The following is a 22,392-nucleotide window of genomic DNA, read 5'->3' as shown; positions in this document are numbered from 1 at the left end:
GAAGATGGAAAATGTGGTGATTATTGATGCCGTGCGCACGCCAATGGGCCGGTCAAAAGGCGGCGCCTTCCGTCATGTGCGCGCCGAAGATCTCTCTGCGCATCTGATGCGTGAACTGCTGAGCCGCAACCCGGCGGTAAACCCGGCAGAGCTGGATGACATTCTCTGGGGCTGCGTGCAGCAGACGCTGGAGCAGGGATTTAATATCGCACGTAACGCTGCCCTGCTGGCCGAAATTCCCCACACGGTGCCAGCCAGCACCGTCAACCGGCTGTGTGGCTCTTCCATGCAGGCGCTGCACGATGCCGCCCGCGCCATTATGGTCGGTGATGCCCGGAGCTGTCTGATCGGTGGCGTGGAGCATATGGGGCATGTGCCGATGAACCACGGCGTCGACTTTCATCCCGGGCTTAGCCGGACGGTTGCCAAAGCTGCAGGGATGATGGGCCTGACGGCAGAAATGCTGGCGCGGATGCATCATATCAGCCGTGAGCAGCAGGATGCGTTTGCCCTGCGTTCGCACCAGCGGGCCTGGCAGGCCACCCGGCGCGGCGATTTTGCGACAGAGATTGTCGCCACCTATGGTCATGACAGCGACGGCATCCTTAAACGTTATGATTTCGATGAAGTGATCCGTGAAGAGACCAGCGCCGAAGGCCTGGCGGCGCTGAAACCGGCTTTCGATCCGGTGAATGGCACCGTGACGGCGGGCTCCTCGTCAGCGTTGTCAGATGGCGCAGCCGCCATGCTGGTGATGAGCGAATCACGCGCCCGCGAGCTGGGACTGACGCCGCGCGCCCGCATCCGCAGCATGGCCGTGGTGGGCTGCGATCCTTCAATCATGGGCTATGGGCCGGTTCCGGCCAGTAAGCTGGCGTTAAAACGGGCGGGACTGAGCGTCAGCGATATCGACGTCTTTGAGCTGAACGAAGCCTTTGCTGCGCAGACACTGCCGTGCATCAAAGATTTAGGGTTGCTGGAGCAGCTGGATGAAAAGGTCAATCTGAATGGCGGCGCGATTGCGTTAGGCCATCCGCTGGGCTGTTCCGGCGCGCGTATCAGTACCACGCTGCTGAACATTATGGAACGACACGATGCCAGCCTGGGTCTTGCCACCATGTGTATCGGGCTGGGCCAGGGGATCGCAACCGTATTCGAGCGTCTGTAATACGTTGCGTTTATTTTGTCAGATTTACCCGCCGTTACCGGCGGGTTTTTTCTGTCTGCTGCCGGCGATCAGATAAAGGCAAACGCATCGCCATACATCTGTGACTCGACTGCGCCACGCTCGGCACAGAAACGGTCGCGGGCAATCTTCGCCATCTCAAAGCGCCCGGCGATATAGATCTCATGTTCGCTCAGCGTGCTGAAATCCTGCATCACCGCGGTCAGTACCGTACCGGAACGCCCCTGCCAGCCCGCTTCAGGCTGTTCAACAACCGGGATCACTTTCAGGTTCGGGTGCTTCACCGCCAGCGCATTCAGCTCGTCCAGATCGTACAGATGCTTAAGCTCACGTCCGCCCCAGTAAATGGCGATATCGCGCTCCGGCTGTTCCGCCAGCGCGGTGAGCAGAATTGAACGGGCGTAGGAGAAGCCGGTGCCACCTGCAATCAGGATCAGCGGCTTACTGCTCTCTTCGCGCAGCCAGGCGTCACCGTGCGGCATATCGACGGTGATCTGACGATCGTTGCGGATCCGATCCATCACCGCCATCGCATAGAGGTTGAGATCGGACGCGCCGATATGCAGCTCAATAATATCTTTTTCCATCGGCGTTGAGGCCAGTGAGAACGGACGCTTATCACGCTCATCCATCACGACCATCAGATACTGCCCCGCGCGAAAACTGAATTCCGCTTCAGGGATCAGGCGAACGCGATAGACCGTGTCGGTAATCGCCTCAACCGAAGTTACTTTACAGCTTAACGTTGTCATGCGTTCCCTCTGTCGGGTCGTCTTTATGGTTGTGCTCGCCATCAACGCTGTGGCGGCTGATCAAGAATACCTAGCTCATCCCAGATAGCATCAATGCGCGCCGTGACCGCAGGATCTTTAACAATGGGCGTACCCCATTCACGCTGCGTTTCACCCGGCCACTTATTGGTTGCATCAAGCCCCATCTTCGACCCCAGCCCGGAAACCGGCGAGGCGAAATCGAGATAGTCGATAGGGGTATTTTCGACTAATACCGTATCACGGGCCGGATCCATTCGCGTGGTGATCGCCCAGATCACGTCATTCCAGTCGCGCGCATTAACATCATCGTCACACACAATAACAAATTTGGTGTACATGAACTGCCGCAAAAATGACCAGACGCCAAACATGACACGTTTGGCATGCCCTGCGTACTGCTTTTTAATCGTCACAACCGCCAGCCGGTAGGAGCAACCTTCAGGCGGCAGGTAGAAGTCCACGATCTCCGGGAACTGCTTAATCAGAATCGGTACCAGAACTTCATTCAGCGCCACGCCCAGTACGGCGGGTTCATCCGGCGGACGCCCGGTATAGGTGGAGTGATAGATCGGCTGTCGACGCTGCGTGATATGCGTCACGGTAAATACCGGGAAGCTATCCACTTCATTGTAGTAGCCGGTGTGGTCACCGTAGGGGCCTTCTGGCGCCATATCGCCCGCTTCGATATAGCCTTCCAGCACGATTTCCGCACTGGCCGGCACTTCGAGATCGTTCGACAGGCACTTCACCACTTCCGTTTTGTTGCCGCGCAGCAGACCGGCAAACGCATATTCTGACAGCGTGTCAGGCACCGGTGTCACCGCGCCGAGGATGGTGGCAGGATCGGCGCCCAGCGCGACCGAAACCGGAAAACGTTCACCCGGATGCGCTTTCGTCCACTCCTGAAAATCAAGCGCGCCGCCACGGTGCGACAGCCAGCGCATGATCAGACGATTTTTACCGATCACCTGCTGACGGTAAATACCGAGATTCTGGCGCTCTTTGTGGGGGCCACGCGTGACGGTCAGCCCCCAGGTAATCAGCGGTGCGGCATCGCCTGGCCAGCACTTCATGACCGGAATACGCGTCAGATCGACCTCATCACCGCTGAACACCTCTTCCTGACAGGGCGCATTACGCAGCCGTTTGGTCGGCATGTTCAGCACCTGCTTAAACTGCGGCATTTTATCGAACAGGTCGCGGAAGCCTTTTGGCGGCTCAGGCTCTTTCAGGAAGGCCAGCAGCTTACCCACTTCACGCAGGGCGCTCACCTCTTCCTGCCCCATGCCCATGGCCACGCGCTTAGGCGTGCCGAACAGGTTGCACAGCACCGGCATATCGTACCCTTTCGGGTTTTCAAACAGCAGGGCGGGGCCACCGGCACGCAGCGTGCGATCGGCAATCTCCGTCATTTCCAGTTCGGGATCGATGGACTGGGTAATGCGCTTTAGCTCACCGCGCTGTTCAAGCAGCGCGAGGAAGTCTCTCAAATCGTGGTATTTCATGCGGCTTTAACATTCCGGCCAGAGTGAATCGGCCATTATAGGTCTGATTACGCGGAGTTGCTGAGGTTTATACCGCAGCCTCATACGCACTGAAAGGGAACCAGCGGCTGCAGTGCGCGGGTATCGTGCATTCCCTGAATCGGGTCACCGTGGCGAAACAGCTTAAAGTCCTCGTTTCGCACGCTGTGATAGCGCAGCTGGTTGTCATGCAGGTGCAGAAAACTGCCTTCACGCAGGGCAATCACCGACTCCGTCGGGTTAACCGCGCAGAACTCCGCCAGACGCTCATCGCGGGTTTCGCCCATATGGCCGCTGACGCTGGCATCAAGATAGTGGGGATTGATCTGCACCGGAAACAGTCCCAGCGCGGGCAGCACTACACTGCTGCGCACCGGCATATCGTTGGTGGTGCGGATGGAGGGCGTCGCCACATTGCAGCCCGCGCTCCAGCCGAGATAAGGCACCTGTCGCTCACGTACTGCACGCTGGATCGGGACGATGAGATCCTGCTCATGCAGCATCTGGTTCAGAAACCAGGTGTTGCCGCCGCTGACCAGAATCAGTTCTGCCTGTGCAATCGCCTCAGCCGGTGAGGCAAAGGATTGAACCAGCCTGACCGGGATGCCCAGAGAGGCCGTGAGTTCGGCGGCGCGCTGCTGCTGATCGCCCCGGATTATCGCGTAGGGGATCAGGACCGCCGAGCGGATAGCGCGTCGGGCGATCATCGCGTGCAGCTGCGGCTGCGCATAACCCAGCAGCGGCGCATCGTCCGCCAGCCTGCCATTGCTCAACAGAAAGAGTTCCATCAGACGTTCCTTTTGCAGGGGTGAAGGTTATCGAGTCTGATACAGAGCCCTGGTGCACGTCAATTTCCCGTTACCGTTTCTGCCCGCCTCCGGCCTGCTAAGAAAAGTCTCAATTTATTTTCTCTGCGGGCCGCTTTACCCTGCCCCTGCGCTATAACTCTGGCAACAGGTTTGCTATTCTTAGCGTCCATTCAATGGGAGCCGTTATGGAAGCCTGGTACTTACTCTATTGCAAACGTGGACAGCTATTGCGCGCGAAGGAGCATCTCGAGCGGCAGGAGGTGCATTGCCTCAGCCCGATGATCGCTCTGGAAAAGATCGTGCGCGGTAAACGCACCACGGTGAGTGAGCCGCTGTTCCCTAACTACCTGTTTATCGAATTCGATCCTGAAGAGATTCACACCACCACCATCAGCAGCACCCGCGGTGTCAGTCACTTTGTCCGCTTCGGCTCCACCCCGGCAACCGTGCCGTCGGCGGTCATCGAAGCGCTGGAAACCGACGTCCCGCAAATCCTGCTCGATCCTGAAACGCCACAGAGCGGCGATGAGGTTGTCATCACCGAAGGAACGTTTGAAGGGCTGCGCGCCATTTTTGCCGAGCCGGATGGTGAAACACGCTCGATCCTGTTGCTGAACCTCCTCAACAAGCAGGTGATGCGCAGCGTCGATAACAAGCAGTTCCGCAAGCTTTAAGCCAGTCTGAACAGCGTCCGCGCATTATGATCGATGCGGGCCGCCAGTGCCTCCGCACTCTCACCTCGCCATGTCGCCACCTGACTGACAATATGCGGTAAAAAGCAGGGTTCGTTGCGGCGCGAAGGCGGACGCGGACGCATGTCGCGCGGCAACAGGTAGGGCGCATCCGTTTCCAGCAGCAGGCGTTCGGCCGGGATCAGCGGCAGCAGCTCACGCAGTTCCAGACCCCGACGCTCATCGCAGACCCAGCCCGTAATGCCCACAGATAACCCCATTTCCAGACAGGCTTCCAGTTCGTCGCGCGTGCCGGTAAAGCAGTGGATCACCGCACCCGGCAGTTTTGGCAGCCAGGGAGCAAGCACCGCAGCGAAACGCGCATGGGCTTCACGGCAGTGCAGGAACACCGGCATATTGAGTTCTGCGGCCAGCGCCAGCTGTGCGTCAAATGCATACTCCTGCTGCTCATGGGCCGAGAGGTTGCGATTAAAATCGAGTCCGCACTCACCAATGGCGACCACTTCCGGTTTTTCCGCCAGCCGGCGCAGGGTGCTGGCGATCTCCAGCGACCATTCGCTGGCATGATGAGGGTGAACGCCCGCGGTAGACCAGCAAAAGCCGGGCTGGCCTTCAGCCAGTCGCTGAGCCTGCTGGCTCTCCAGCGCGTTGGTGCCGGTAATAAGCATGCCGGTGACGCCCGCATCACGCGCGCGTTTAACCACCTTTTGCCGGTCGGAGGCGAATTGCGTGCTGGTCAGGTTTACACCGATATCAAACATAATTTTTCCCACAGTTTGTAAAAAAAAACCGCCCGGAGGGGCGGTCTGGATGGCTCGCTTCCCGCCTGTGCGGGTCATACGGTCAGCGTCAGGCGTCGGTATGTTTATCCTCATCCTGTGACCAGCGGCCTTTACCCACATAGTAACGGGAAAAGAATACGCCGACTTCAAACAGGCAGTACATCGGAATAGCGAGCAAAGTTTGGGAAAAAACGTCCGGAGGTGTGAGCAGCATCCCGACTACGAAAGCGCCCACCAGAATATAGGGACGTTTCTTTTTCAGATCTTCCGGGCTGGTGATACCGGTCCAGCAGAGCAACACGATCGCCACCGGCACCTCAAACGCCACCCCAAAGGCCATGAAGAGCGTCATGACGAAATCGAGGTATTTGGCGATATCCGTTGCGACCGTCACGCCGATGGGCGCGGTCTTGGTGAAAAAGCCAAATGCCAGCGGGAAAACGACGAAGTAAGCAAAGGCCACACCGAAGTAGAACAGGAAGGTGCTGGAGAAGAGCAGCGGCATCACCAGCCTGCGCTCATGCCGGTAGAGCGCCGGGGCGACAAATGCCCAGACCTGATAGAGGATCACCGGCACCGCGAGAAACACTGACACGATGATGGTCAGCTTTATCGGGGTAAAGAACGGCGAGGCGACATCGGTTGCAATCATGCTGGAGCCCACCGGCATCTGACTGATCAGCGGTGATGCGACCAGCTGGTAGATGTCGTTGGCGAAATAGACCAGTACCAGGAAAATGACCAGTACGGCGATGATGCAGTTCAGTAATCGCTTACGCAGCTCAATCAGATGGCTGATGAGCGGTTGGGTATCTTCAACGGCCATTATCGTTCATCACCTGCAGAGGAGGAGGTCGCGGAAGGACGCGCAGACTCTGATAACCTGGCGGATTCGCCAGCGGGTGCCTGTGCCGGTGTGCTGGCCACAGCAGCAGGCGCAGCAGAGGATGGCGCAGCAGAGGTTCGCTGTGCGGCCGCGGCCGGTGCGGGTTGCACCGCGGCATCGGCACCCGCTGCCGCAGACGGAGCCTGTGCCGGTGCGCTGGACTGATGCTCTGCTGAGGCTGGCGTCGCGGCGGTTTCCGTCGCAGCAGGCTCAGGGGCATACCGGTGCTGTGCTGAGTGGATGGTGTTCGCTTCGTCTTCCTCTTTTTCAATGTCGATGCTCTGACTGACCGAGCGCTTCATTGAATCTGCCGTTTTACGCAGCTCTTCCATCGACTCCTTCAGCTCAGGTGAGAGCGTGCCACGGCCCGCCTCTTCCACCTTTTTCAGGCTCTCCTGCAACTCCTGCAGTTTGAGCTCCTGCGCCAGTTCATGTTGTACATTGGCTGCCAGCGAACGAATCGCCCTGATCCAGCCGACCACGGTTTTCACCGCAACCGGTAATCGTTGCGGGCCGAGTACAATCAGCCCGATAACGAACACCAATACCAGTTCACTAAAACCAATATCGAACACGGTTTACACCTGCTTGTCGTTCTTGGCTTCTTCTTTGTTAGCCGAAGTTTGCTGTTTGTCCGCCAGCGTTTTGGCAGCGAAGTCAGCGTCCTGCTCTTTCGGTTGATCCTTTTTGTCGTCCTCATCACTCATAGCCTTTTTGAAGCCACGAATCGAAGAACCTAAATCCGAACCCAGATTACGTAATTTATTGGTACCGAACAGAAGTACAACAATCACGGCAATGATTAACAGTTGCCAGATACTGATACCGCCCATGAGATAGCCTCTAATATTCTGTGAAAACGATAAGGTAATGCAGGACAGAGTGCCCTTTTTAGCCGGGCTTTAGCCAGCGACATTACCTTTTTTTAAACAGACGTGACAATCAGTTTGTCTTACGCCAGCCGATTAGCCATGAAACGATTCCTGCCGCCATCAGAACCGCCGGAAAGAGATCCCAGTCCGGTCGGGTGAGCAGAACTGCCGTTCCGCTTAGCAGCAGTGTGGCACCGACGCCAAACAGATAACGCGCCTGATGATGACGGACGCGCTGCGCATTGAGATCGCCCACTAATTTATCGACGCTGTGCCGTAAAAGCTTGTGCTGGCGCATGCTGTCGTAAAAGAGTTCTGGCAGCTCCGGGAGCTTTTCAGCCCAGAACGGCGCTTTCTCTTTGACCGCACGGATAATGGCGGGGATACCCACCTGATCCTTGATCCACTCTTCCAGGAAGGGTTTGGCCGTTTTCCACAGGTCGAGCTGTGGGTAGAGCTGACGGCCAATGCCTTCCACATAAAGCAGCGTTTTTTGCAGCAGCACCAGCTGCGGCTGCACTTCCATATTAAAGCGACGCGCGGTGTTGAACAGGTTCAGCAGCACATGCCCGAACGAGATCTCAGCCAGCGGCTTTTCAAAAATCGGCTCACACACCGTGCGAATAGCAAACTCGAAATCTTCGACGTTGGTATCGGGCGGTACCCAGCCGGAATCAACGTGCAGCTCGGCAACCTTGCGATAGTCACGGTTGAAGAACGCGATAAAGTTTTCCGCCAGATAACGCTTATCTTCTTTGTTCAGCGACCCCACGATGCCGCAGTCGATACCGATATATTGCGGATCTTCCGGGTGTTCATAGCTGACAAAAATATTGCCCGGATGCATATCTGCGTGGAAGAAGCTGTCGCGGAAGACCTGGGTAAAGAAGACCTGGACACCCCGTTCGGCCAGCAGCTTCATGTTCACGCCGTGGCGCTCCAGCGTCGCAACGTCGGAAATCGGGATACCGTAAATGCGCTCCATCACCATCATGGTTTCGCTGCAATAGTCGGAATAGACTTCCGGTACATAGAGCATACGGCTCTCTTCAAAATTGCGGCGTAACTGAATGGCGTTGGCGGCTTCGCGTAACAGGTTCAGCTCATCAAGCAGGGTTTTCTCATAATCGCGCACCACTTCGACCGGACGCAGACGACGGCCATCCGGCAGCAGACGCGGAACCCAGCGCGCCAGGCGATAGATCAGCTTCATATCCGCTTTGATCACCGGCAAAATGTCGGGGCGGATCACTTTGATCACCACTTTTTTGCCGTTAGATTTCAGCGTGGCGGTATGAACCTGCGCAATCGACGCAGACGCCAGCGGCTTAATGTCAAAATCATCAAACCAGGTCTCGATGGGTGCGCCCATTGAGGCTTCAATCTGTGCTTTCGCTTTGACGCCATCAAAGGGCGCCACACGGTCCTGCAGGATCGCCAGCTGATCGGCGATCAGCGGCGGGAAGAGATCCCGGCGCGTTGACAGCATCTGACCAAACTTGATCCAGACCGGCCCCAGCTGCTCCATCGCCATACGCATACGCGCACCGGTCGGTTCATGCTGGTGCAGATTGGGGATCCAGAAAATTGAGCGACGCCACAGGCGGAACAGGAAAGTGAGACGTGTCTGCGGGATCAGTTCATCAAGGCCATAGGTCAAAAACACCTTCATGATCAGATATAAGCGGCGGATCTCTCCTAAACTCATTTTGCCTCCAGCTGCGCCAGACGCGCATCAAGCGCCTCAAGCGAACGTTCCATCGCGTCGACCTCCTCAGAAAACCAGGCCAGTTCCAGTGAGCCAGGCGCAACACGCCACTCTTCGGTCATGGCCTGTCCGAGATATCCCTGACGACGCGCTGCTTCACCTTTGAAAAAGCGGAAAGCCTGCTGTGCCCGCTGACTGATGCCCTGCGCGGCGATGTCGCCCACCCAGGGAGCCAGATATTCCGCCGGATCCAGCTCAGCCAGATCCATCAGCGCCGAGAACTGCTGCACCACCTGCAGATCGCCCTCTACCTGCAGTTCACCGCTGCGAATCAGCGGCGTCAGCTGCTGGCGATCGCGCAGCTTTGGCAGACTTTTCAGCGAGGTGATCACCGTGCAGTCGCTGCGGTCCTGCCAGTCAGCTAACACGTCCAGCTGCTGTTCACTGAACACCAGCACCAGGGGAGACGAGAACTCATTCAGGCGCAGTGTCAGGACTTTGCCATTCAGACGTTGCCGCGCCGGCTTAAGGCCGCGATCGCGGTACAGAATACGGTTCAGCGCCGTCTCCATGCCCGCCGTAATCAAAGGAGTCAGGTTCATCACCATCTCACTCAGAACTTAAATCCACGATGCAGCGCCACGATGCCGCCAGTCATGTTGGAGTAAGTGGTATTTTCAAAGCCGACATCATTCATCATCGCCTTCAGCGTCTCCTGATCGGGATGCATACGGATCGATTCGGCGAGATAGCGGTAGCTCTCAGCATCCTGCGCCACCAGCTGGCCGATACGCGGCAGAATGTGGAACGAATAGGCGTCATACGCTTTGCTCAGCGGGTCCAGCACTGGCTTAGAGAACTCCAGCACCAGCAGGCGTCCGCCCGGCTTAAGCACCCGGAACATGGAGGCCAGCGCCTTCTCTTTTTCCGTGACGTTGCGCAGACCAAAGGAGATGGTGATGCAGTCGAAGTAGTTATCAGGGAAAGGCAGAGCTTCTGCGTTGGCCTGCACGTAACTGACGTTGCCCACCACACCCTGATTGCGCAGCTTTTCGCGGCCCATCTTCAGCATGGAACTGTTGATATCCGCCAGTACCACCTGACCGGTGTCACCCACCAGACGAGAGAATTTTGCCGTCAGATCGCCGGTGCCTCCCGCCAGATCCAACACACGCTGACCGCGGCGAACACCGCTGCTGTCGATGGTAAAGCGCTTCCAGATACGATGGACGCCAAAGGACATCAAATCGTTCATCAGGTCATATTTTGCCGCTACGGAGTGAAACACATCCGCGACTTTGTCAGCTTTTTCGCTTTTGGCGACCGTCTGAAAGCCAAAATGGGTGGTTTCCTGCTGTGATTCATCTGCCATCGGTTTTACCTGCTCCACAAACAATACTTTCCGAAGTGTATCAGAGTCACGGAAGTCAGGCACGCTGCGCCCATACTATTCGTGGAGGCGTCTCACACGCCTGTCACTGTCATCCGCATCCTCATCATCCCTGTCATCATCTGCCATCCGGTTTTCCGGCATAGCCCGTTCGGCCAGCTGAGGATTGATCGGCCGTTTGATTTCAACGCCCAGCGCACGGAAGCCTTCCGTCTGCGCAATCAGGTTACCGCGCCCCTCTGCCAGCTTTTTCATCGCCTCGCGATAGCTGTTCTGCGCTTTGTCCAGACTGTGACCAATACCGCTCATGTCATCCACAAACAGCCGCATCTTGTCATAGAGGCGTGCGGCCCGATCGGCAATACGCTGTGCATTGCGGCTCTGGTGCTCATAGCGCCACAAATTATTGATGGTCCGTAACGCCACCAGCAGCGTGGTGGGGCTGACCAGCATAATATTCTGCTGCAGCGCCTCGCTAATCAGCTCAGGCTGGCGGTCGATCGCCAGTAAAAAGGCCGGTTCAACCGGAATGAACATCAACACATAATCCAGCGAGCGTAAACCGGGCAATTGTTGATAATCTTTTCGTCCCAGCAGGCGGATATGGGCCCGCATGGCGCTGACATGCTCCTGAATCGCCTGTTCACGTTCGATCTCATCATCCGCATTGAAGTAGCGCTCATAGGCCACCAGCGTCATCTTGGCGTCCACCACCACATCTTTGCCCTGCGGCAGCCGCACAATCACATCCGGCTGCATCCTGCCCTGCTGTTCAGACTGAATGCTGACCTGCGTTTCATATTCATAGCCTTCACGCAGCCCGGAGGCTTCAAGCACCCGGCTCAGGACCACTTCCCCCCAGTTACCCTGGATTTTATTGTCGCCCTTCAGGGCTTTGGTCAGGTTGAGCGCCTCCTGCGCCATCTGCGCATTCAGCTGCTGAAGCTGACGGATTTCGTGGGTCAGGGTGTGACGTTCACGCGCCTCTGCGCCAAAGCTTTCATGCACCTGACGACGAAAGCCATCCAGCTGTTCACGTAACGGGCCAATCAGGCTATCCAGGCTTTGACGGTTCTGCTCATCGACGCGACGGCCGCTGCTTTCGAAAATGCGGTTGGCGAGGTTTTCAAACTGGGCGCTGAGACGCTGCTCGCTGTTGGTCAGCAGGCGCTGCTTCTCCTCGGCGGCAAAACGGGTCTCCTCCAGACGGATGGTCACCTCACGCAGCTCCGCTTCCTGCGCGCTGTTGACCTCCAGCTGATTGCGCAGCTCGCGATTGAGCTGCTCACTTTCATTGCGCCAGTAGTCGAGCTGCTGCAGCCGCTCCGTGGCTCCGCTCAGGGCACCGTGCAGCTGACGCAGCTCCTGTTCCCGCTCCCGGATTTGCTGCTGAAGCTGTTCAGTCTGCTGCTGCTGACGCTGCTGCGCCTCCTGCTGCAGACGGCGCTCAGTCTGGAAACTGGCGGCCTGGTGCCCGGCACGAAGCTGTGCCAGCATCCAGCCGATCCCGACCCCGGCAAGCGCCAGACAGATACTGATGATGATGTGCTGATCCATGATTTCCCCGCGACTTACGCTGCTGAGGAAAAAGGTAGAGTCGCACTGTATGAATGTCCAGATAAATTTATTCGCGCTCAGCAACTTAGAGCGCGGTCACTGTCACCCTTCCCGCCTGCCACTCCTCAATCAGAAAAAAGGGCATCGGCAACAGCCACTCACCCTGCTTAACCTGCGCCAGATAGTGCCAGGTGGTTTCGCCCGCGGTGATCGCCACGCGCTGTCTGCTGCCGTCGGCCACACTGGCTTTCCCGGTCATACTGGCAAAGCCGGCATTGCTGCCCACGTGGAACTGCGGCGTCTGCCAGCGCACCGGCGCATGGGCAGGCCACGGCCGGGCCTGATGAAAATGAAACAGTTCATCATGATTCAGCACGCTTTCACGTACTGTCGGCCACAACGCCACTTTGAGGAAATATTGATCGGTGAAGCGTTCGCTCCCCCGGTAGTGCGCAATAAAATCACGCATCGCCTGTTCCACGTTGTGAAAGACGCCATGACAGCCGCCCCACATCCCTGCCAGCAGCAGTTCGGTGTGGGAAAAGTAGTCACGCATATGGTGGAACCAGTAAGGTGAAGCCAGCCAGGCGCTGACCGCCGCCGCTTCGCGCTCTGAGAGCAGCGAGTCGGCATCGCGGACGATAAAGCGCTTCACGCCAGGATCGTCCATCACCAGAAAACGCCACAGGGTGGGAAACAGGGTTTTCTCATGCGACATATCGACCCGTTGCACATGCGGCTGGTCCAGTCGCTGCCAGACATGCTGCGGCACGCTGTCGTCAAGGTAGATGCGGCAGACCCAGCCGGGATAGAGTTCAGGTGCGACTTCGACATTTTTAATCAGGGTTTCGCAGTAGCGCGGCTGGTCGCCATACAGGCTGAAGGCAATGACATTCTGGTGCGGCTGTGTGAGATCGGCAGGTTCGGGCTGGGGAGCGGGAAACGCCACGCGCTGCCCCTGACTGAAACGCGCATCGGACTGCATCAGCGACGCCAGACCATAGCGCGCCACCTCATCCGGCTTATTCAGCCAGCCACAGACTTCCGTCAGGCCATCCAGCCAGGTTTCAGAGGCGGTGCTGCGCACCGCGGGCGGAGAGTGTGCGATCTTCTGATAGATTTTATAGGACTTCTGGTACTGACCCAGACGCAGCAGACAGAGTGCATAGTCGCTCAGCACCTGCATCTGCTGAGGCAGATAGCGCAGCGCCTCTTCGCAGCACTGGGCGGCCTGTGCATAGTCACCCTGCTGCATGGCGGCACGGAAGCGTTCGGCACCGCGTTCCAGCCGGGCATTAAGAGCGGCGGGATCGGCTTTGAATGCCGGTCGTCGGACAGGAAGTGTATTGCGCATAAGCCTTCTCAGGTTTCACTGAAATGACGCGCCCTATACAGCAGCAGGCCCGATAGGGGCCCGCGGCCTGACGCGGTCTACAGCAAGCGACGCGCCGCTTCGACCACAATCTTCACTGCGTCGCTTTCTGTCTGTTTCATGGTGACCGCATCAGGGATCTCTTTCTGCGTACGGTTCACAATGACGCCTGCCACCATACCGGCGCGGAGGCCCTGGCTGGCGCACATGGTTAACAGTGTAGCGGATTCCATCTCATAGTTGAGGACACCCATCTCCTGCCACTCTTTCATCGATCCCTTGAAATGGCTGACGACGCGGCCTGAGACGGTGTCGTAGCGCTCCTGGCCCGGATAGAAGGTGTCGGAAGAGGCGGTAATGCCGATATGGGTGGTGGCGCCACAGGCTTCTGCAGCCGCCACCAGCGCAGTGGTACAGCCGAAGTCAGCCACCGCCGGGAACTCCATCGGCGCGAAATGCAGGCTGGCGCCATCCAGGCGCACGGAGGCGGTCGTGACCAGCACATCGCCGACGTTGATATGTGGCTGAATGGCACCCGTGGTGCCGACGCGCAGGAAGGTGCGCACGCCAAGCTGAGCCAGCTCTTCTACCGCAATCGAGGTCGAAGGGCCGCCGATGCCGGTTGAACAGACAACCACCGGCTTGCCATCCAGTTTTGCCAGCCAGGAGGTAAATTCACGGTGTGAGGCGAGATGCGTGGCATCTTCCATCAGTCCGGCAATTTTCTTCACGCGCTCCGGGTCGCCCGGCACAATCGCCAGGGTGGCGCCCTGCAGATCGGCTTTCGTCAGGCCAAGATGGAAAACGTCAGACTGTGTCATTTGCAGACTCCTGTTAAGGGATGATAGCGCGCCACTCTACGCCAGCACGCCCGATAAATATGTGACAGCATTCACTTAAGAAAATGAAAGTTACATTTACCGGAATAAAAAATGCGACATTAATCACACATTAACATCTTCTTCGCCCGGATAACGACCGGCGGGGCTGTGTCGGGGTCAGGGCAATGTTAAAGAGGTGGATGCGTTTGTTCGCTGCTGATTCTGTTACCCGACACCTGGTACGCACGCTTTCGGGCCAGGCTATAGTTACGTGATTGCGCCAATGCTTGCACGGAGAGAATAATGAAACCCAGTGATACTTTGCCACAAAAACCGGCGACGGGCGGCTTTGCGCCAGCCGTGCAGCCCACCGCCGACACCACCATTATTACCGGTAGTCCGGCCATTCACGCAGGTGAGACTTCCGTGCCCAGTCAGGGCGAAAACATGCCGGCCTATTTTGCAAAACCGCAGTCAGCGGAAGGTCCTTTACCCGTCGTACTGGTGGTGCAGGAGATCTTTGGTGTGCACGAACACATCCGGGATATCTGCCGCCGTCTGGCGCTGGAAGGCTATCTGGCGATTGCACCGGAGCTCTATTTCCGCGAGGGCGATCCCTCTGAGTATCATGATATCCCGACGCTGTTCAGCGAGCTGGTCAGTAAAGTGCCGGATACTCAGGTGCTGGCTGACCTGGACCATGCCGCCAACTGGGCCGCACGCAACGGCGGCGATATCCGCCGCATGGGCATTACCGGTTTCTGCTGGGGTGGCCGCATCAGCTGGCTCTACGCCGCGCACAATCCGCAGCTGCGCGCCGCCGTGGCCTGGTATGGACGGCTGACCGGCGACCGCACCCTGAAGCAGCAGAAGCACCCGATTGATATTGCCGTCGCGCTCAACGCGCCGGTTTTAGGACTCTATGGCGGACAGGACGAGAGCATCCCGCTGGAGAGCGTCGAGCAGATGCGACAGGCGCTGCATGCCGCCAATGCCACCGCCGAGATCATCGTCTATCCCGAAGCGGGTCATGCGTTTAATGCAGACTACCGCCCGAGCTACCATGCGGAATCGGCTCAGGATGGCTGGCAGCGGATGCTGACCTGGTTCAGACAATATGGTGTGACCTCGCAGTAACTGAAAAAGGGGCGCGTATGCGCCCCTGTTTTTTGCCACCCGGCCCCGCTCCCCTACGCCGTCTCACCACGCAGTTTCTTCGCCGCCGTCACCATATTGGCCAGCGCCTGACGTGTTTCCGTCCAGCCGCGCGTTTTCAGGCCGCAGTCCGGGTTTACCCACAGACGCGCTGCCGGAATCCGTTGTGCGGCCTTCTGCAGCAGGGCCTCTATCCACTCAACGCTGGGAACGTTAGGCGAGTGAATGTCATAGACGCCGGGGCCGATTTCATTCGGATAGTCGAAATGCTCAAACGATTCCAGCAGCTCCATATCGGAGCGCGAGGTTTCAATGGTGATGACATCCGCATCCAGCGCCGCAATGGCATCCATGATGTCGTTGAACTCGCAGTAACACATATGGGTGTGAATCTGTGTGTCATCCTGCGCCACAGCCGCGGTAAGCCGGAACGCCTCTACCGCCCAGGTCAGGTAGGCGGCCCACTCCGACTGATGCAAAGGCAGGCCTTCACGCAGAGCCGGTTCATCTATCTGAATAATCCCGATCCCCGCCTTCTCCAGATCTTTCACTTCATCACGCAGCGCCAGCGCGATCTGCTTTGCGAGGGTTTCCCGCGACACATCTTCACGCGGGAATGACCAGCAGAGGATAGTAACCGGGCCGGTCAGCATCCCTTTTACCGGCTTGTCGGTCAGCGACTGCGCATAGCTGGCCCACTCCACGGTGATCGCCGCCGGCCGGCTGATATCCCCGATGATGACCGGCGGTTTCACACAGCGGGAACCGTAGCTCTGCACCCAGCCGTTCTGGGTGAAGAAAAATCCCTCCAGATGCTCGCCAAAATACTCCACCATGTCGTTGCGTTCCGCTTCACCGTGAACCAGCACATCCAGCCCCAGCCGCTCCTGTTCGGTAATGGCCTGCCTGATATGTGCCGCGATGCCGGTGCGATAGTGGCTGCTGTCGAGACGGCCCTGCTTAAAGTCGAGGCGCAGGCCACGGATCTCGGTGGTCTGTGGAAAAGAGCCGATGGTGGTGGTGGGCCAGGCCGGCAGTCTGAAACGCTGACGCTGCAGGGCAGCCCGCTCAGAATAGGCGCGCTGGCGCTGACTGAGCTGTGGCGTGATGGCCTGCAGACGCTGGCCCACTGCGGCATTGTGCACGCGGCGCGAGTGCGCACGGGCGCGCACCGGGGTACTCCAGGCCTCCAGCGACGCCGCATCGTTCTGGTTCAGTGCGTGAGTGAGCAGCGAAAGTTCAGCACACTTCTGCAGGGCGAAAGCGAACCAGCTTTTGACCTCATCATCCAGACGGGTTTCCACGCTGAGATCGATCGGGCTGTGCAGCAGTGAGCAGGAGGAGCCGATCCAGACTTGTTCCCGCTGTGCAATCACCGGTTGCAGACGGCTGTACCAGCGGCTGAGATCGGCGCGCCAGACGTTACGCCCGTTGATCACCCCGAGTGACAGCAGCCAGCTGGCGGGCAGTTGCTGATTCAGCTGCTGGAGGTCATCGTGGCCATGAACCAGATCGACATGCAGGCCCTGCACCGGCAGTGCGCGAATCACCTCAATGTTCTGTCCGATGCTGGCAAAGTAGGTGGTCAGCAGCAGTCTGCTGTGACCCTGCAGCGCGTCATACGCCGGTTTAAAGGCGTCGCGCCACGCCTGCGGCAGTTCCAGGGCCAGGGCCGGTTCATCAATCTGCACCCATTCGATGCCCCGTCTGGCCATTTCTGCCAGCACCTGCTGGTAGACGGGCAGAATCGCCTCCAGCAGCGACAGGCGCTCGAACGGCTCACCTTTCACTTTACCCAGCCACAGATAGGTTACCGGCCCCAGCAGCACCGGCTTGATGTTGTGACCCAGTGCCAGCGCCTCATCGACCTCGTCCAGCAGCTGCGTCCAGGTCAGTTTAAACCCCTGTCCCCGGGTAAATTCCGGCACCATGTAGTGATAGTTGGTGTTAAACCATTTGGTCATCTCTGCCGCGGCGGCGGGTTCCCCGCTGGGGGCTCGACCGCGGCCCAGGCGGAACAGGGTGTCCAGGTCAACGCTGCCCTCCGGGTTCTGATGGCGTGCGGGCACGTTGCCCAGCATCAGGCTGGTGGTCAGCACATGATCGTACCAGGCAAAATCGCCGACCGGCAGCAGATCGACACCCGCCGCTTTCTGCTGTTGCCAGTGGCGGGCCCGCAGTTCACGGCCCACCGCCAGTAAGTCCTGCTGCGAAATATCACCCGCCCAGTACTGCTCCAGTGCTTTTTTCAGTTCCCGGCGCAGGCCAATACGGGGAAAGCCGAGGGTGTGGTTCAGGATAGTCATGTGCTGTTCTCCAGATAATCTTTCACGCTGGCTTTTACAGGCAGCCAGAGAGGTTTAGCCGTCCAGATGTTTACACTGCTATAATCTGCGGGTACTGTATGTGGCTCAAGCGCAATATGTTCATTTTCGATGTGAAGGACCCTCATGATCGAACTCAAGCACCTGCGGACGCTTCAGGCTCTGCGCAATACGGGATCGCTGGCGGCGGCGGCGGCCCAGCTTCACCAGACACAATCGGCGCTCTCTCATCAGTTCAGCGACCTGGAGCAGCGGCTGGGATTCCGCCTGTTCGTGCGTAAAAGTCAGCCGCTGCGGTTTACGCCGCAGGGCGATATTCTGCTGCAGCTGGCAGAGCAGGTGTTGCCGCAGATCCAGCAGGCCCTGCAGGCGTGCCATGAGCCGCATCAGACCACGCTGCGGGTGGCGATCGAGTGTCATAGCTGTATTCAGTGGCTGACCCCCGCGCTGGATAAATTCCGTCAGAGCTGGCCGCAGGTGGTGATGGATTTCAAATCGGGCGTGACCTTTGATCCTCAGCCCGCTCTGCAGCAGGGTGAGCTGGATGTGGTGCTGACCTCCGATATTCTGGCGCGCTCCGGCCTGTTCTACTCCCCGATGTTTGATTATGAAGTGCGGCTGGTGCTGGCAACGGATCATCCGCTGGCGCAGGTGGAGCAGATTGCCCCGGAAGATCTGGCTGATGAGGTGTTGATGATCTATCCGGTGCAGCGTCAGCGTCTGGATATCTGGCGTCACTTCCTGCAGCCTGCTGGCGTCAGCCCGGCACTGAAAAGTGTCGATAACACCCTGCTGATGATTCAGATGGTTTCCGCGCGCATGGGTATCGCGGCGCTGCCGCACTGGGTGGTGGAGAGTTTTGAGAAGCAGGGTCTGGTCGTGACCCGCACGCTGGGTGAGGGGCTCTGGAGTCGTCTTTACGCCGCCGTGCGCGAAGGTGAACAGCGGCAGCCGGTGCTGGAAGCCTTTATCCGTTTCGCCCGTCAGCACGCCTGTGAGCATCTGCCGTTTGTGCGTGATGCTGCGCTGCCCGGTGCGGTGTTGCAGCGGTAACCGGTCGGGCACAAACCTGCGCGAACGCTGGCAAAATCCCCTATAATGCGCAGCCTGTCGACTGACCATGAGAAGATCTCACCATGACTAATAACGATATTCTGCGCAGCGTGCGCTACATGCTTAATCTGAGCGATGCCGGAATGGTGAAGATTTTTGCGCTGGCGGAATGTGAGGTACCCGAGACGGATGTTCAGGCGTGGCTGAAAAAAGATGACGACGCCGCGTTCCGTCCCTGCCCTGATGTGCTGATGGGTTATTTTCTGAATGGCCTGATTTTTTACCGTCGTGGTAAAAGCGAAGAGGCGCCTGCCCCGTCGATCGAGCGCAAAATGAATAACAACATCTTTATGAAGAAACTGCGTATCGCGTTCGATCTGAAAACGACCGACATTCCTGACGTGCTGAAGCGCGCAAACTTTACCGTGTCGCAGGCGGAAGTAGGGGCGATTTTCCGCAAGCCTGACCATAAGAACTACCGCGAGTGTGGCGATCAGATTCTGCGTAACTTCCTGAAAGGGCTGGCGATGATCCAGCGTCCGAAGAGTGATAAGCCTGCCTGATAACGTGCCATCCAGTCGGAAATGGCGGGCTGCTGCGTAAAGACGGCGTGAATCCATCCCTGGAGCCTCGACCGCCGCATCCATGCGGCGGACGCTTTACTTCTCAGCCCGCCATTCCCTCCTTCATGCTCGCACTGAGCCACGCATTTAACAGCGATGAGCCACGCATTTAACAGCGATGAGGCTGTCACGCCTCATGGGCTGGCGCGTCAGAAGAGCGAAGCGTCCGGGCCAGGGATGGCCCGGCCGATCCACAGGGAGGTGAGATTCCTTCGCGATCGGACGCGCCAGCCCGGGAGGCCTCACCTGACCCACAGCCACTGATTAGGTGCGATTCTCCTTTAAGATCGGCTGCTGCGCCCCACCACCCAGCGCTTATGCACCCACAGCGAGGCGAGGATCACCAGCGCACCCGCAATAAAGCTCGGCCAGTGCGGTTTCTCCTGCCAGATTGCCAGATTCACCAGCAGCCCGGCGGGAACGTGCATGTTATTCATAATGCCCAGCGTGCCGGCATCGACCTGCGTTGCACCATAGTTCCACATAAAATAGCCCAGACCGGAAGCCGCAACGCCCAGCCAGACCAGAATACCCCACTGCAGTGAGGTGGTCGGTAACTTCTGCGGATTACCCCAGGCGCACCACGCGATCACGGCAATCACGACCGCACCCAGATAGAACCAGGAGAAGGCGGTGTGCTGCGGCATCGGACGGGTCTCCTGCAGACGCTTATACCCAACCATTCCCGCCGCAAAACAGATGTTTGCCAGCTGCACTAACAGCAGCCCGAACCAGAAATGATCGCTGACTTTGTCATAACGGATAATCGCCGCACCGGCCACCGCCAGCAGCGCACTGAACACATAACCGATGCGCAGCGGACGACGGCTGATCAGATCGTAAATCAGCGTCACATACAGCGGCGTCATCACCGTAAACAGCAGGAATTCTGAAACGCTCAGATAGAGATAGGCTTCAAAACTCAGCAGATACATCACCCCGAGCTGCAGCATCCCCACCAGCATATAAAGCAGCAGCGTTGAAGGGCGGTAGCCGCGCCAGCGCAGGAAAGGCAGGAAGACCAGCGCAGCCAGCGCCAGACGCATCAGCACGGAAAACCAGCTGTCCACCTGCCCGGCAAGGTATTCGCCAATCAGACTGAACGAAAAGGCCCACAGAATAGTGGTAATAATTAATAAGAACACGGTCATGACCCTGAAATTAACAGGCCGCCAGTGTAAACAATGTGCTGCCATCAGGCTGTGAAATCTGGTTGACATGTGACTATAAAACATTCGATCAGAATCTTTAGGCAGCAGACCGTTTACACAGACTGACATAACTGTCGACAGAACCGCTTTTCCGCCAGACAAAATGCGCGAAATGATCCATCAGGTGAACACTTTCGCTCTCAACTGTAATAAAACTGTAACAAATGTGTCATTCATCACAGTAACGCTGCGCAACTAACACTATTCTTTGCGCGAAATGGAACATCGGATGGCCATTTTCTCCTCTTTTCCTGCTTCAACCTGCCGGGAATTCAAAAACCATAATGTGCCCTGGAGGGCCTCACTGATGCTGAGCATTTTTAAACCTGCGCCACGCCAGCCACAGGTGGCAGAGGATCGTGTCGATCCCCTCTACCGTCGTCTGCGCTGGCAAATTTTCATCGGGATCTTCTTCGGTTATGCCGCCTACTATCTGGTCAGAAAAAACTTTGCGCTCGCGATGCCCTATCTGGTCGAGCAGGGTTTTTCGCGGGGCGACTTAGGGTTTGCCCTGTCGGGCATCTCCATCGCCTACGGCTTTTCAAAATTCATCATGGGATCGGTGTCGGACCGCTCAAACCCGCGCGTCTTCCTGCCGGCTGGCCTGATTCTGGCCGCGGCGGTGATGCTGATCATGGGATTTGTGCCCTGGGCGACCTCCAGCATCATGGTGATGTTTGTACTGCTGTTTATCTGCGGCTGGTTTCAGGGGATGGGCTGGCCGCCGTGCGGACGCACCATGGTTCACTGGTGGTCACAGAAGGAGCGCGGCCGGATCGTCTCGGTCTGGAACTGCGCCCATAATGTGGGCGGCGGTATCCCCCCGCTGCTGTTTCTGCTGGGCATGGCGTGGTTTAACGACTGGAAAGCGGCGCTCTACATGCCCGCTTTTGGCGCGATTGCCATTGCGATTCTGGCCTTTGCGCTGATGCGCGATACCCCGCAATCCTGTGGCCTGCCGCCGATTGAAGCGTATAAAAACGACTATCCGCCCGACTACGATGCCAGCCATGAAGAGGAGCTGACAGCAAAGCAGATCTTCATGAAGTACGTGCTGCCGAACAGGCTGCTGTGGTACATCGCGCTGGCCAACGTGTTTGTCTATCTGCTGCGCTACGGCATCCTCGACTGGTCTCCGACCTATCTCAAAGAGGTGAAACACTTCACGCTGGATAAGTCCTCCTGGGCCTACTTCCTGTATGAATATGCGGGGATACCGGGGACGCTGCTCTGCGGCTGGATGTCGGATAAGGTGTTCCGCGGCAATCGGGGGGCGACCGGGGTGTTCTTTATGACGCTGGTCACCGTCGCGACCATCATCTACTGGCTCAATCCGGCGGGTAACCCCGGCGTCGATATGGCCTGTATGATCGTGATTGGCTTCCTGATCTACGGTCCGGTGATGCTGATTGGTCTGCACGCGCTGGAGCTGGCCCCGAAAAAAGCGGCAGGAACGGCAGCGGGCTTTACCGGCCTGTTCGGCTACCTGGGAGGCTCGGTGGCCGCCAGCGCCATTGTCGGTTACACCGTCGACTACTTCGGCTGGGATGGGGGCTTCCTGGTGATGATCGCAGGCTGCGTGCTCGCCGTTATTCTGCTGCTCCTGACCATGGTCAGCGAACACAGACACAAACAGAAAATCGCCTGACGGCATA

21 protein-coding genes are annotated in these 22,392 nt (G+C 57.9%); 6 read left to right on the top strand and 15 right to left on the bottom strand.

Features of this window, described 5'->3' with window-relative positions:
* The first annotated feature begins 4 nt into the window (after positions 1 to 4).
* Positions 5 to 1,168, top strand: a complete 1,164-nt coding sequence (fadA, locus tag HFD97_RS13385) for an acetyl-CoA C-acyltransferase FadA (protein ID WP_167432010.1) — start codon at positions 5 to 7, stop codon at positions 1,166 to 1,168.
* A 68-nt stretch (positions 1,169 to 1,236) separates the two neighbouring features.
* On the opposite strand, the gene fre is transcribed toward fadA, so the two are convergent.
* The 3 genes from fre to pepE form a co-directional block, all read right to left on the bottom strand.
* Positions 1,237 to 1,938 (bottom strand): NAD(P)H-flavin reductase, encoded by a 702-nt coding sequence (gene fre / locus HFD97_RS13380; RefSeq protein ID WP_009088519.1) that lies wholly within the window; start codon positions 1,936 to 1,938, stop codon positions 1,237 to 1,239.
* A gap of 41 nt (positions 1,939 to 1,979) precedes the next feature.
* Positions 1,980 to 3,464, bottom strand: a complete 1,485-nt coding sequence (gene ubiD, locus HFD97_RS13375) for a 4-hydroxy-3-polyprenylbenzoate decarboxylase (RefSeq protein ID WP_009088516.1) — start codon at positions 3,462 to 3,464, stop codon at positions 1,980 to 1,982.
* 80 nt (positions 3,465 to 3,544) lie between these two features.
* Entirely contained in the window at positions 3,545 to 4,270 is a 726-nt protein-coding gene (gene pepE, locus HFD97_RS13370) for a dipeptidase PepE (protein ID WP_058958179.1), read from the bottom strand.
* A gap of 206 nt (positions 4,271 to 4,476) precedes the next feature.
* On the opposite strand from pepE, the gene rfaH reads away from it, so the two are divergent.
* Positions 4,477 to 4,965, top strand: a complete 489-nt coding sequence (gene rfaH / locus HFD97_RS13365; protein ID WP_009088512.1) for a transcription/translation regulatory transformer protein RfaH — start codon at positions 4,477 to 4,479, stop codon at positions 4,963 to 4,965.
* Here rfaH and tatD read toward each other — a convergent pair.
* The 10 genes from tatD to udp form a co-directional block, all read right to left on the bottom strand.
* Positions 4,962 to 5,744 (bottom strand): 3'-5' ssDNA/RNA exonuclease TatD, encoded by a 783-nt coding sequence (gene tatD, locus HFD97_RS13360; RefSeq protein ID WP_009088510.1) that lies wholly within the window; start codon positions 5,742 to 5,744, stop codon positions 4,962 to 4,964. The two genes, rfaH and tatD, sit on opposite strands and share 4 nt — an antisense overlap.
* Before the next feature lie 88 nt (positions 5,745 to 5,832).
* Entirely contained in the window at positions 5,833 to 6,591 is a 759-nt protein-coding gene (gene tatC, locus HFD97_RS13355) for a Sec-independent protein translocase subunit TatC (protein ID WP_009088508.1), read from the bottom strand.
* Positions 6,591 to 7,226, bottom strand: a complete 636-nt coding sequence (gene tatB / locus HFD97_RS13350; RefSeq protein ID WP_167432011.1) for a Sec-independent protein translocase protein TatB — start codon at positions 7,224 to 7,226, stop codon at positions 6,591 to 6,593. The genes tatC and tatB overlap by 1 nt, the downstream gene beginning before the upstream one ends.
* Positions 7,227 to 7,229: 3 nt before the next feature.
* Positions 7,230 to 7,484 carry a Sec-independent protein translocase subunit TatA gene (gene tatA / locus HFD97_RS13345; protein WP_009088506.1) on the bottom strand — a complete coding sequence of 85 codons (255 nt, stop codon included), beginning with the start codon at positions 7,482 to 7,484 and terminating at the stop codon, positions 7,230 to 7,232.
* 109 nt (positions 7,485 to 7,593) lie between these two features.
* Positions 7,594 to 9,231, bottom strand: a complete 1,638-nt coding sequence (gene ubiB / locus HFD97_RS13340; RefSeq protein WP_009088503.1) for a ubiquinone biosynthesis regulatory protein kinase UbiB — start codon at positions 9,229 to 9,231, stop codon at positions 7,594 to 7,596.
* On the bottom strand, positions 9,228 to 9,833 hold the full coding sequence (locus HFD97_RS13335) for an SCP2 domain-containing protein (protein ID WP_046100983.1): 606 nt from the start codon (positions 9,831 to 9,833) through the stop codon (positions 9,228 to 9,230). The genes ubiB and HFD97_RS13335 overlap by 4 nt, the downstream gene beginning before the upstream one ends.
* Before the next feature lie 11 nt (positions 9,834 to 9,844).
* A complete protein-coding gene (ubiE, locus tag HFD97_RS13330) occupies positions 9,845 to 10,603 on the bottom strand; it encodes a bifunctional demethylmenaquinone methyltransferase/2-methoxy-6-polyprenyl-1,4-benzoquinol methylase UbiE (RefSeq protein WP_009088499.1) in 759 nt (252 codons plus the stop codon).
* A 75-nt stretch (positions 10,604 to 10,678) separates the two neighbouring features.
* Complete coding sequence (rmuC, locus tag HFD97_RS13325) at positions 10,679 to 12,178, bottom strand: DNA recombination protein RmuC (RefSeq protein WP_058958187.1); 1,500 nt, start codon at positions 12,176 to 12,178, stop codon at positions 10,679 to 10,681.
* An 85-nt stretch (positions 12,179 to 12,263) separates the two neighbouring features.
* Positions 12,264 to 13,532, bottom strand: a complete 1,269-nt coding sequence (locus HFD97_RS13320; RefSeq protein WP_154929002.1) for a lipopolysaccharide assembly protein LapB — start codon at positions 13,530 to 13,532, stop codon at positions 12,264 to 12,266.
* 77 nt (positions 13,533 to 13,609) lie between these two features.
* Positions 13,610 to 14,371, bottom strand: coding sequence for a uridine phosphorylase (gene udp / locus HFD97_RS13315; RefSeq protein ID WP_167432012.1), 762 nt, complete (start codon positions 14,369 to 14,371; stop codon positions 13,610 to 13,612).
* 303 nt (positions 14,372 to 14,674) lie between these two features.
* On the opposite strand from udp, the gene HFD97_RS13310 reads away from it, so the two are divergent.
* Positions 14,675 to 15,508, top strand: a complete 834-nt coding sequence (locus HFD97_RS13310) for a dienelactone hydrolase family protein (protein ID WP_167432013.1) — start codon at positions 14,675 to 14,677, stop codon at positions 15,506 to 15,508.
* A 53-nt stretch (positions 15,509 to 15,561) separates the two neighbouring features.
* On the opposite strand, the gene metE is transcribed toward HFD97_RS13310, so the two are convergent.
* On the bottom strand, positions 15,562 to 17,832 hold the full coding sequence (gene metE / locus HFD97_RS13305) for a 5-methyltetrahydropteroyltriglutamate--homocysteine S-methyltransferase (protein WP_167432014.1): 2,271 nt from the start codon (positions 17,830 to 17,832) through the stop codon (positions 15,562 to 15,564).
* A gap of 144 nt (positions 17,833 to 17,976) precedes the next feature.
* On the opposite strand from metE, the gene metR reads away from it, so the two are divergent.
* Both metR and HFD97_RS13295 read left to right on the top strand, forming a co-directional pair.
* Positions 17,977 to 18,903 carry an HTH-type transcriptional regulator MetR gene (gene metR, locus HFD97_RS13300; RefSeq protein WP_111208476.1) on the top strand — a complete coding sequence of 309 codons (927 nt, stop codon included), beginning with the start codon at positions 17,977 to 17,979 and terminating at the stop codon, positions 18,901 to 18,903.
* Between the two features lie 83 nt (positions 18,904 to 18,986).
* The gene (locus tag HFD97_RS13295; protein ID WP_009088484.1) at positions 18,987 to 19,466 is read left to right on the top strand and encodes a DUF1456 family protein; all 480 of its coding nucleotides are present in this window, start codon (positions 18,987 to 18,989) and stop codon (positions 19,464 to 19,466) included.
* 341 nt (positions 19,467 to 19,807) lie between these two features.
* On the opposite strand, the gene HFD97_RS13290 is transcribed toward HFD97_RS13295, so the two are convergent.
* Positions 19,808 to 20,671 (bottom strand): carboxylate/amino acid/amine transporter, encoded by an 864-nt coding sequence (locus HFD97_RS13290; RefSeq protein WP_033736487.1) that lies wholly within the window; start codon positions 20,669 to 20,671, stop codon positions 19,808 to 19,810.
* Positions 20,672 to 21,044: 373 nt separating this feature from the next.
* On the opposite strand from HFD97_RS13290, the gene glpT reads away from it, so the two are divergent.
* The gene (gene glpT, locus HFD97_RS13285) at positions 21,045 to 22,385 is read left to right on the top strand and encodes a glycerol-3-phosphate transporter (protein ID WP_167432015.1); all 1,341 of its coding nucleotides are present in this window, start codon (positions 21,045 to 21,047) and stop codon (positions 22,383 to 22,385) included.
* Positions 22,386 to 22,392 lie beyond the last annotated feature (7 nt).

Source organism: Pantoea sp. EKM103V (assembly GCF_011800365.1).
GTDB lineage: Bacteria > Pseudomonadota > Gammaproteobacteria > Enterobacterales > Enterobacteriaceae > Pantoea > Pantoea anthophila.
The sequence above is the reverse complement of the archived record's forward strand: the minus strand, read 5'-3'. Positions and strand labels throughout refer to the sequence as shown.